The sequence below is a fragment of the Rhodococcus sp. EPR-157 genome, from assembly GCF_001647195.1.
Lineage (GTDB): Bacteria > Actinomycetota > Actinomycetes > Mycobacteriales > Mycobacteriaceae > Rhodococcoides.
This window is the reverse complement of record NZ_LVCV01000377.1, coordinates 1-10,463: the sequence shown is the minus strand read 5'-3', so window position 1 is coordinate 10,463 and position 10,463 is coordinate 1. Positions and strand designations below refer to the sequence as shown.

The window sequence follows — 10,463 nt, the reverse complement described above, 5'->3', positions numbered from 1 at the left end:
GCAGAAGACCCACAGTGGCGCCAAGAAGCGATTCAAGGTGTCCGGCAGCGGCAAGATCCTGCGCCAGAAGGCCGGCCGTCGCCACCTGCTGGAGCACAAGCCCACCAAGGTGACCCGTCGTCTCGACGGCGTCGCAGTCGTCAAGAAGGCCGACGTGCCGCGGATCAAGCGCCTGCTCGGCATCTGATCTGGACTTCGTAGTCGGCGAAACTTCGTCGGCGCCATCCCAAACCATTCGGGGTTTACTACTTAGCCCCCAGATCGACAGGATTTACCAGTGGCACGCGTAAAAAGGGCGGTCAACGCCCAGAAGAAGCGCCGTTCGATACTCGAAGCGTCCAAGGGCTACCGCGGACAGCGCTCACGTCTGTACACCAAGGCCAAGGAGCAGCAGCTCCACTCGCTCACCTACGCATACCGCGACCGCAAGGCTCGCAAGGGTGACTTCCGCAAGCTGTGGATCACGCGTATCAACGCTGCGGCTCGGGCCAACGACATCACCTACAACCGCTTCGTCCAGGGTCTGAAGGCGGCTGGCGTCGAGGTCGACCGCAAGATCCTCGCCGAGCTCGCTGTGTCGGACGCAGCAGCATTCGCCGGCCTGGTGGCAATCGCCAAGGCTGCGCTGCCTGCCGACGTCAACGCTCCTGCCGGAGAAGCAGCCTGAGCAAGCTGACGCACGACGATCTCGATCCGAAACGGCCCGTGGACACGCTCACCGAGCGAACCCCACGGGTCGTTTCGGCTGTCAAGCTGCTTCGGGCAGCCGAGCGTCGGAAGACCGGGCTGTTCCTCGCCGAGGGGACCAATTCGGTGTCCGAGGCGCTGCACGCAGGCGTCGTGCACGAGCTCTTCTTTCGCGAGGACTCGGCCGAACGTAACGGCGCCGTCCTCGACCTGGCCCGGACCTCGGGAGTCCGTTCTCACGCCATCACGGAACGGGCAGCCAACGGGCTGTCCGACACCGTCACTCCGCCAGGCATCATCGCTGTCTGTCGAACCATCGACGTGGCTTTGGAGAGAGCTCTCGGCGCGGCTCCACAGCTCGTCGCGGTTCCCGTCGAGGTATCCGAACCGGGTAATGCCGGAACGGTCATCCGAGTCGCAGATGCTGTCGGAGCGGACGCTGTCGTCCTGCTCGGCGACGCTGTGGATCCGCACAACGGGAAATGTGTGCGGGCGTCGGCCGGCAGCATCTTCCATCTCCCGATAGCTCGGGAAAGGTCGGTGGAGTCGGGACTCGATGCGCTACGACGTGCAGGTGTGACGATCCTCGCAACGGCCGCCGACGGGGAAGTGGACCTCGACGACGCCGACGATCTGTTGAGTGGTCCGACCGCGTGGTTGTTCGGCAACGAAGCACACGGCTTGTCCCCTGCAGTCGCTGCGGCGGCGGATCACCGCGTCAGGATCCCGATTCACGGTCGCGCAGAGAGCTTGAATCTCGCCACCGCCGCTGCAATCTGCCTGTATTCGAGCGCGCGCGCTCAGCGCAGGTCCAGCAGAAATTGATTTTGCACGTCGCCTAGGATCGCGAGTGTCGTCAAGCGACGCCCGAACCATCGGTGACACCCGAACCAACGGTGACACGAACGACCAAGGAGTTGCACTTCACGTGGCGAAGAAAGAAGCCGACAACGCCCAGCCGGTCGATCCGAGCGTACTCGAGCCCGCTGCGCTCGATGCTGCCGCCGACGGGGCCGAGAAGGCATTCGCCGAGGCACACGACCTCGACGACCTGACGAAGGTCAAGATCGAGCACATCGGCAATCGAGCTCCTCTGGCACTGGCTCAACGAGCTCTCGGATCAATTCCTGGTGATCAGAAGGCCAACGCGGGCAAGCGCGTCAAGAGTGCGCGTGACCGCGTGCAGAAGGCGTTCGATGCTCGACGGGAAGTGCTGCTGGCCGAGCGCGACGCAGCAATTCTCGTCGCCGAGACAATCGATGTGACATTGCCGTCGGATCGCCGTCCGGTCGGGGCACGGCACCCCATCACGATCATCGCCGATCAAGTTGCCGACGTGTTCGTGGCCATGGGTTGGGAAGTCGAGGAAGGTCCCGAGGTCGAGACCGAGCACTTCAACTTCGATGCTCTGAACTTCCTTCCCGACCACCCTGCCCGCACCATGCAGGACACGTTCCACATCGCTCCCGAGGGGTCGCGCCAAGTGCTGCGGACACACACCTCTCCGGTGCAGGTTCGGTCCATGCTGTCGCGTGAGGTTCCCATCTACGTGGTGTGCCCGGGGCGCACGTTCCGCACCGACGAACTCGATACGACGCACACCCCGGTCTTCCACCAGGTCGAAGGTCTCGCAATCGACAAGGGTCTGACAATGGCGAATCTTCGAGGAACCCTCGATGCGTTCGCTCGTGCCCTGTTCGGCGAGGAAACCCGCACGCGTATGCGACCCAACTACTTTCCGTTCACAGAGCCCTCGGCCGAGGTCGACGTGTGGTTCCCCAAGAAGAAGGGTGGGCCGGGCTGGGTCGAGTGGGGCGGCTGCGGCATGGTCAACCCGAAGGTACTGCAGGCCAGTGGTATCGATCCCGAGGTGTACTCGGGCTTCGCCTTCGGTATGGGCCTCGAGCGAACGCTGCAGTTCCGCAACGACATTCCGGACATGCGTGACATCGTCGAGGGCGACATTCGCTTCACGTTGCCCTTCGGCGTCGGAGCCTGATCCGCGCAGCCTTGCGTTTCGACCAGACGAATCTTCCTACCATCTCTAGAAAGAGCTGAGCAGACGTGCGAGTTCCACAATCCTGGCTGACCGAGGTTCTGCAGCGCACTGCGCCGCAGTGGAAGGTGACACCCGAGGATCTCGACGAAGGCTTCGTACGTGTCGGTTTCGAGGTCGAAGAGCTGGACTCGCTCGACAACGTCACAGGCCCACTGGTGGTCGGGCGCGTCACGACGATCACCGAGCTCACCGAGTTCAAGAAACCGATCAGGTTCTGCCTGGTCGATGTCGGTGCCGACGAACCCCAGGAAATCGTCTGTGGTGCACGAAATTTCGCCGAGGGCGACCTGATCGTGGCGGCACTTCCCGGTAGCGTACTGCCCGGCGGGTTCGTGATTGCCGCGCGCGAGACGTACGGCAAGACCTCGAACGGCATGATCTGCTCGACGCTCGAACTCGGGCTCGGTCGCGATCACTCCGGAATCCTGGTGTTGCCCAACGGCACAGCTCAGCCGGGTGAGGACGCCAAAGTTGTTCTCGGGCTCGATGACTCGGTCATCGAACTGAATGTCACCCCGGATCGCGGATACGCGTTCTCGGTTCGTGGACTCGCTCGTGAGCTGGCGAGCAGCTTCGATCTGGAGTTCGCAGACCCAGCAGCGGGACCGGTGCAGAACAACGAGGGCGACACCTGGCCGACCTCTGTCGCACCGGACGCGAACGTCACGCGCTTCGCGTTGCGCAAGGTCAGCGGGATCGACCCCACCGCGGTGACCCCGTGGTGGCTGCAACGCCGACTCCTGCTCGCCGGAATCAGGCCCATCTCGGCTGCTGTGGACGTCACCAACTACGTGCTGCACGAACTCGGGCAGCCACTGCACGCATTCGACGCAGCCAAGCTGAACGGCGGCATCGTCGTTCGCCGGGCCACTGCGGGGGAGAAGCTGAAGACCCTCGACGACGTGGAACGCACCCTCGATGCCGAGGACGTCGTGATCGCCGACGATTCGGGTGCGATCTCCTTGGCAGGCGTCATGGGTGGTGCATCCACGGAGGTCGACGACAGCACGGTCGAGGTGATCCTCGAAGCTGCGACGTTCGATCCGCTCGCTGTGTTCCGCACGGGCCGCAGGCACAAGCTGTCGAGCGAGGCGAGCAAGCGTTTCGAACGCACCGTCGACTCGGCGTTGCCTGTTGCCGCGTTGGACCGTGCGGCCCAGCTGTTGGTCGAGATCGCGGGTGGACGCATCGAACCTCTGCTCACCGACATCGGCGGACAGCAGTCTTTCCCGCCGGTCCGCATGAGTCTCGACCTGCCGGATCGCGTCGCCGGTGTCTCGTACCCGAACGGCACGTCTTCGCACAGGCTCACCCAGATCGGCTGTGAGGTCGAGGTCGACGTCAACGAATCGGGCCACGGCGAACTGGTCGTGACACCGCCGACATGGCGTCCGGATCTGCAGCAGCCCGCCGATCTCGTCGAGGAAGTGCTTCGGCTCGAAGGGCTCGAGCAGATCCCGTCGATTCTGCCTGCGGCACCGGCAGGGCGAGGCCTGACTGCCACGCAGAAGCGGAAACGAGCCGTCGGCAAGTCGTTGGCATTCGCCGGCTACGTCGAGGTACTTCCGACGGTGTTCCTGCCCACGGGAGTGTTCGACACCTGGGGTCTGCCCGCCGACGATGTCAGACGTCGCACGACGTCGGTACTCAATCCACTCGAGGCCGACCGCCCGGACCTGGCGACCACGATTCTGCCCGGCCTCCTCGAGATACTGGCCCGCAACGTCAGCCGTGGGCAACGCGATTTGTCGCTGTTCGGTATCGCGCAGGTCGTTCGTCCCGGTGATCACACCGTCGCGGTCGATGCGATCGCCGTGCACACGCGTCCGAGCGACGAGCAGATCGAGCATCTGCGCGGCTCGCTTCCGCATCAGCCGGTGTACGTCGGCGCTGTGCTGACCGGTCATCGCGATCCCTCGGGTCCCTGGGGCCCGGGCCGCGTCGGCGACGCATCCGATGCTTTCGCCGCGGCGCGCACTGTCGCCTCGGCCGCGGGTGTGGATATCGAGTTCCGCGCCGCGCAGTACCTGCCCTGGCATCCGGGTCGATGTGCGGAGATCCTCGTCGACGACGTCGTGGTCGGACATGCGGGCGAGCTGCATCCTGCTGTCCTCGAGCGGGCCGAGTTGCCTGCTCGCACGTGCGCCGTGGAGATGAATCTCGACGCATTGCCGATCGTCGAAGCACTTCCTGCGCCGATCGTGTCGCCGTTTCCTGCGGTGCTGCAGGATGTCGCCGTCGTCGTCGACGCATCGGTCCCTGCCGTAGATGTGGAGGCAGCGCTGAAGTCGGGAGCCGGCGATCTCCTCGAGACCATCCGATTGTTCGATGTCTTCGAGGGTGACCAGGTGGGCGAGAACAGAAAGTCGCTGGCGTTCGCACTGGTATTCCGCGGCAGCGAAGGAACGCTGACCGAAGCGCAGGCCACCGAGGCGCGAGATGCCGCCGTGGCTGCTGCGCAGGCTGCGGTTGGAGCCCAACTTCGCAGCTGAATGCAGTCCGAGTCCGTAACCCGAGTCCCCGGTAAAAGTCCGTAGCCTGGATCGAAAGACGCTTTCCACATCTCGGGAGGAAGTATGACTACGGACGATCGAACCGATGTTGCGGTACTGCGCGAGGTGCTCGTTGCAGTGAGTGGGCGCCCGGCGCTCGCGCCGGTCCACGCTGCGGCTGCGGCGCTGCTGGCCGAGATCGACACGGCAGGAACGACAGTGGATCCTGCGGTGGTACCGCCGGGTGACATCCCGGATGTCGATATTCCGCAGACGACGCGGCCCCGAATCGATCAGCCGCTCGGCGATCCCCCTCTGCGAGGAACTCCGGGCGACCCGTCGCTGGGGATTCTCGATGCGGAAATCGTCGGCGACAGCACTATCGATCAGGCGATCGGTGGGGGAGTCAGCTCGGGCCTGTCCAACTACGAGTCGCCGACGGGTTTCACCGATCAGGGCGTCCCGACGTGGGACAGCGTCCGCGGCAAAGTCGAGAATCGCACCACGACAGCGCTCGGGCGCGAGGAACTCGACCACGAGACGCCCGCCGGCCGTACGCTCGACGATCAGTGGAACGAAAGAGAGGCTGCCGGCCGCAAGAAGCTCGACGAGATCAGACGGTCGATGAAAGACCGCTGAGGTTCAGGCACCCCGGCAATGAATGAGCTTGCATCATGATGCATAATCAATCGCATGAACGCTGTCAATGATGACGCCCGGTCGTCTTCGCTTCGGATCGCGGTAGCCGGAGCGAGCGGATACGCGGGTGGCGAGATCCTGCGACTGTTACTCGGCCATCCGGGCGTTCAGTCAGGGCGCCTCGTCATCGGCTCGCTCACCGCAGGTGGCAATGCGGGCGCAACGCTCGGTGAATTTCATCCGCACCTGTTGCCACTCGCCGATCGAGTTCTCGGAGAAACGACTCTCGACGAGTTGAACGGCCACGACGTGGTGTTCCTGGGCCTTCCACACGGCAAGTCTGCCGAGATCGCGCAGCAGCTTCCGGAGTCCGTCGTCATCATCGACTGCGGTGCAGATTTCCGGTTGTCCGACGCCTCCGCCTGGGAGAAGTACTACGGGTCGCCGCACGCGGGAACATGGCCGTACGGACTCCCCGAGTTGCCGGGCCACCGCGAGAAGCTCGTCGGCGCAACGCGTATCGCGGTGCCCGGCTGCTATCCGACGGTCGCGAGCCTAGCTTTGGCACCCGCCATCGCCGCCGGGATCGTCGAGCCCCGAGTGAACATCGTCGCGGTCACCGGCACCTCGGGTGCCGGCCGTGCCCCAAAGGCAGACCTGCTGGGTTCGGAGGTCATGGGATCGGTGCGCGCGTACGGAGTTGCGGGCGCACACCGGCATAATCCCGAAATGGTGCAGAACCTCTCGGCGTTGTCACCGGAGCCGGTGATCGTGTCGTTCATTCCTGTTCTCGCGCCGATGCCACGCGGCATCCTCGCCACGTGCACCGCGGTGACGACGGCGACGCAGGAGCAGGCCGTCGAGGTATACGAAAAAGCCTATGCTGCAGAGCCGTTCGTTCACGTTCTCGGTCCGGGGCGACTGCCGCAGACCGGCGCGGTGATCGGCTCGAACGCAGTGCAGTTGAGCGTATCCGTCGACTCCGATGCGGGACTGCTGGTAGTCGTCGCCGCGATCGACAATCTGACCAAGGGCACCGCCGGCGCGGCCGTCCAATCCATGAACCTTGCACTTGGCATACCCGAGACCGACGGTCTCTCGACAGTAGGAGTCGCACCGTGACCAGCGCTTTCCAGACAGAGGCGACTTCTCTGGCGGGCAAACTTGTTCGCACACAAGGGGTTACGGCGCCTGCAGGCTTCCGGGGTGCAGGAATCGCGGCCGGCATCAAGGCGAATGGCAAGTCGGATCTGGCGCTCGTGTTCAACGAAGGGCCCGACACGGCAGCTGCGGGCGTCTTCACCCGGAACAAAGTCAAGGCGGCACCGGTGCTGTGGTCGCAGCAGGTATTGAGCGCCGGGAAGCTTCGCGCGGTCGTCCTCAACTCCGGCGGTGCCAACGCGTGCACCGGTTCTGGAGGATTTCAGGACACGCACCGCACGGCCGAAGAAGTGGCGACTGCGCTGAGTAATTGGGGCACCGAGACCGGTGCCGGCGAAGTAGCGGTGTGCTCGACCGGGCTCATCGGTGACCGGCTGCCGATGGACAAGCTCATTCCGGGCGTCTCCGAGGTCGTCCACGAACTGGCCGGTGGAATCTCCGGCGGTACCGACGCTGCGTACGCGATCATGACGACCGACACCGTCCCGAAGCAGGCGGCCTTCCACCACGTGGACAAGTGGAACGTCGGAGGAATGGCCAAAGGTGCGGGCATGCTTGCACCGTCCCTCGCCACCATGTTGAGCGTCGTCACCACCGATGCCGTGGCGACCGCGGACCAACTCGACACTGCCCTGCGCAACGCGACGCGCCTGTCCTACGACCGTCTCGATGTCGACGGCGCGACGTCGACCAACGACACGGTGTTGCTGCTGTCGTCCGGTGCGTCCGGCGTCACGCCCAGCCAGGAAGACTTGAATGCCGCAGTTCTGGCGGTGTGCGACGACTTGGCCGATCAGATGATGGCCGACGCCGAGGGCGTCACCAAGCGGGTGCGGGTCACCGTTTCCGGCGCGGTATCCGAAGACGATGCGCTGATCGGTGCACGGACCGTCGCGCGGGACAGCCTGGTCAAGACAGCGCTGTTCGGATCGGATCCCAACTGGGGCCGGGTGCTCGCGGCCATCGGCATCGCGCCCATCGAGCTCGATCCCGATCGAATTGCGGTCTCCTTCAACGGTAGTCCGGTCTGTGTCGACGGCGTCGGGGCGCCCGGTGCCCGCGAGGTCGATCTGACCGGCGAGGACATCGAGGTCGCCATCGATCTCGGTCTCGGCGACTTCACCGTGAGCATCAGGACCACCGACCTCTCGCACGCGTACGTCGAAGAGAACTCGGCGTACTCGTCGTGACGCAATCGAACCTCGAAGCGACCCAGAAGGCACACACTCTCGCCGCTGCACTGCCGTGGCTCCAGCGTCTGAGCGGCAAGATTGTCGTCGTGAAATACGGCGGCAACGCCATGGTCGACGACGAACTCAAGCGCGCGTTCGCTGCCGACATGGTGTTTCTCCGGACGGTGGGATTGCATCCGGTCGTCGTCCACGGCGGTGGCCCGCAGATCACGGCGATGCTCGCCCGGCTCGGTATGAGCGGCGAGTTCCGTGGTGGGTTCCGGGTCACGACGCCCGAGGTCATGGATATCGTCAGGATGGTCCTCTTCGGTCAGGTCGGTCGTGAACTCGTCGGCCTGATCAACAGTCACGGCCCGTACGCAGTAGGTATCTCGGGCGAGGATGCGCACTTGTTCACCGCGACGCGGCGTTCGGTGATGGTCGACGGCTCGGCGACGGACATCGGTCTGGTCGGCGACGTCACCTCGGTCAACCCGGACGCAGTTCTCGATCTGATCGGCGCAGGACGCATTCCGGTGGTCTCGACCATCGCTCCCGATGCCGACGGCGTCGTACACAACATCAATGCCGACACCGCCGCTGCTGCTCTCGCCGAGGCGATCGGAGCAGAGAAGCTCGTCGTTCTCACCGATGTCGAAGGGCTTTACACCGATTGGCCGGACAGATCGTCGCTGGCGTCGGAGATCGACAGCGACACCCTCGCTGCACTGCTGCCCACCCTCGACGCAGGCATGGTCCCCAAGATGGAGGCATGCCTGCGAGCAGTGCAGGGTGGTGTTCCGTCCGCACACGTCATCGACGGACGGGTGCCCCACTCGGTGCTCGTAGAACTCTTCACCGGCGAAGGAATCGGCACGATGGTACTGCCCGCCCAGCCGCCCGTGGTATCGCCCACCCAGCACCAGACCTCAGGAGTCTCTTCATGAGCGAGCACACCTCGACACTCGACCTCCAGTCTCGGTGTTCGAAATCGTTGATGGACAACTACGGTGTGCCGCGCGTCGCTCTGGTGCGCGGTGAGGGCGCGGTGGTGACCGATGCCGACGGCAAGCAGTACCTGGATCTTCTCGCCGGTATCGCGGTGAACATCCTGGGCCACGCCCACCCCGCGGTCATCGACGCGGTGACGAGCCAGTTGTCGACTCTCGGGCATACGTCCAACCTGTACGCGACCGAGCCAGGTATCGCACTGGCCGAGCAGTTGCTTGCGCACCTCGGTGCGAGCGTGCACGGCCGAGTATTTTTGTGCAACTCCGGTACCGAGGCGAACGAGGCCGCCTTCAAGATCGCGCGCCTCACCGGCCGGACGAAGATCATTGCCGCCGAGAAAGCATTCCACGGTCGCACGATGGGCGCGCTTGCGTTGACAGGCCAGCCCGACAAGCGCGCACCGTTCGAGCCGATGCCCGCCGGCGTGCAGCATGTGCCCTACGGCGATGTCGCGGCACTCGAAGCTGCGGTCGATTCCGACACCGCTGCAGTGTTCCTCGAGCCCATCATGGGTGAAAGTGGCGTCGTGGTTCCGCCGGACGGTTACCTGGTGGCTGCCCGCGAAATCACCGCGCGTCACGGCGCCCTGCTGATTCTCGACGAGGTGCAGACCGGCATCGGGCGGACCGGCTGGTTCTACGCGCACCAGGCAGTCGGGATCGTGCCGGATGTCATCACACTCGCAAAGGGACTCGGCGGTGGACTGCCGATCGGGGCGTGCATCGGTATCGGTGAGGCTGCGAATCTGCTGCATCCGGGCAAGCACGGCACCACGTTCGGTGGAAATCCGGTGTGCTCGTCCGCGGCTCTTGCCGTGCTGCGGACTGTCGCGGACGAGGACCTGATCTCCCACGCGGATCGACTCGGCAAGGTCATCATCACCTCGATCGAGGAACTGAACCATCCACTCGTGAATCACGTTCGCGGAGCCGGTCTGCTGCTCGGCATTGTGCTGAACAAGAAGATCGCCGCGAAAGCCGAAGCCACTGCACGCGATGTTGGGTTCCTGATCAATGCCGCTCAGCCCGACGTTCTACGCATAGCCCCGCCTCTCGTCCTGACGGAGGAGCAGGCGGCGTCGTTCGTCGCGGCACTGCCCGCAATTCTCGATTCTGCCGACGAAACGGATTGACCCATGGCACTGAAGAACTTCCTTCGCGACGACGATCTCACCCCGCAGCAGCAGGCCGAAGTTCTCGCTCTTGCAGCCGAACTCAAGCGCGCGCCCTTCTCCAAGCGGCC

At 64.5% G+C, this 10,463-nt stretch carries 10 protein-coding genes and 1 pseudogene; all 11 read left to right on the top strand.

What is annotated here, in order from left to right:
* A partial coding sequence (gene rpmI / locus A2J03_RS17215) for a 50S ribosomal protein L35 (protein ID WP_068050969.1) occupies positions 1–187 on the top strand: 187 nt, incomplete at its 5' end.
* Positions 188–277: 90 nt separating this feature from the next.
* A complete protein-coding gene (gene rplT / locus A2J03_RS17210; RefSeq protein ID WP_068376203.1) occupies positions 278–667 on the top strand; it encodes a 50S ribosomal protein L20 in 390 nt (129 codons plus the stop codon).
* Between the two features lie 38 nt (positions 668–705).
* Positions 706–1,512, top strand: a complete 807-nt coding sequence (locus A2J03_RS17205; protein WP_068376201.1) for a TrmH family RNA methyltransferase — start codon at positions 706–708, stop codon at positions 1,510–1,512.
* Positions 1,513–1,615: 103 nt separating this feature from the next.
* Positions 1,616–2,686, top strand: a complete 1,071-nt coding sequence (pheS, locus tag A2J03_RS17200) for a phenylalanine--tRNA ligase subunit alpha (RefSeq protein ID WP_068376205.1) — start codon at positions 1,616–1,618, stop codon at positions 2,684–2,686.
* Positions 2,687–2,751: 65 nt separating this feature from the next.
* Positions 2,752–5,238, top strand: a complete 2,487-nt coding sequence (gene pheT / locus A2J03_RS17195) for a phenylalanine--tRNA ligase subunit beta (RefSeq protein WP_068376199.1) — start codon at positions 2,752–2,754, stop codon at positions 5,236–5,238.
* An 84-nt stretch (positions 5,239–5,322) separates the two neighbouring features.
* The gene (locus A2J03_RS17190) at positions 5,323–5,877 is read left to right on the top strand and encodes a hypothetical protein (RefSeq protein ID WP_068376197.1); all 555 of its coding nucleotides are present in this window, start codon (positions 5,323–5,325) and stop codon (positions 5,875–5,877) included.
* Positions 5,878–5,931: 54 nt separating this feature from the next.
* The gene (gene argC, locus A2J03_RS17185) at positions 5,932–6,999 is read left to right on the top strand and encodes an N-acetyl-gamma-glutamyl-phosphate reductase (protein WP_068376195.1); all 1,068 of its coding nucleotides are present in this window, start codon (positions 5,932–5,934) and stop codon (positions 6,997–6,999) included.
* On the top strand, positions 6,996–8,228 hold the full coding sequence (gene argJ, locus A2J03_RS17180) for a bifunctional glutamate N-acetyltransferase/amino-acid acetyltransferase ArgJ (RefSeq protein WP_068376193.1): 1,233 nt from the start codon (positions 6,996–6,998) through the stop codon (positions 8,226–8,228). The genes argC and argJ overlap by 4 nt, the downstream gene beginning before the upstream one ends.
* Positions 8,225–9,157 carry an acetylglutamate kinase gene (gene argB, locus A2J03_RS17175; RefSeq protein ID WP_068376191.1) on the top strand — a complete coding sequence of 311 codons (933 nt, stop codon included), beginning with the start codon at positions 8,225–8,227 and terminating at the stop codon, positions 9,155–9,157. The genes argJ and argB overlap by 4 nt, the downstream gene beginning before the upstream one ends.
* Entirely contained in the window at positions 9,154–10,353 is a 1,200-nt protein-coding gene (locus tag A2J03_RS17170) for an acetylornithine transaminase (RefSeq protein WP_068376189.1), read from the top strand. The genes argB and A2J03_RS17170 overlap by 4 nt, the downstream gene beginning before the upstream one ends.
* A gap of 3 nt (positions 10,354–10,356) precedes the next feature.
* A pseudogene (locus A2J03_RS30580) lies at positions 10,357–10,463 on the top strand (ornithine carbamoyltransferase); the annotation flags it as partial.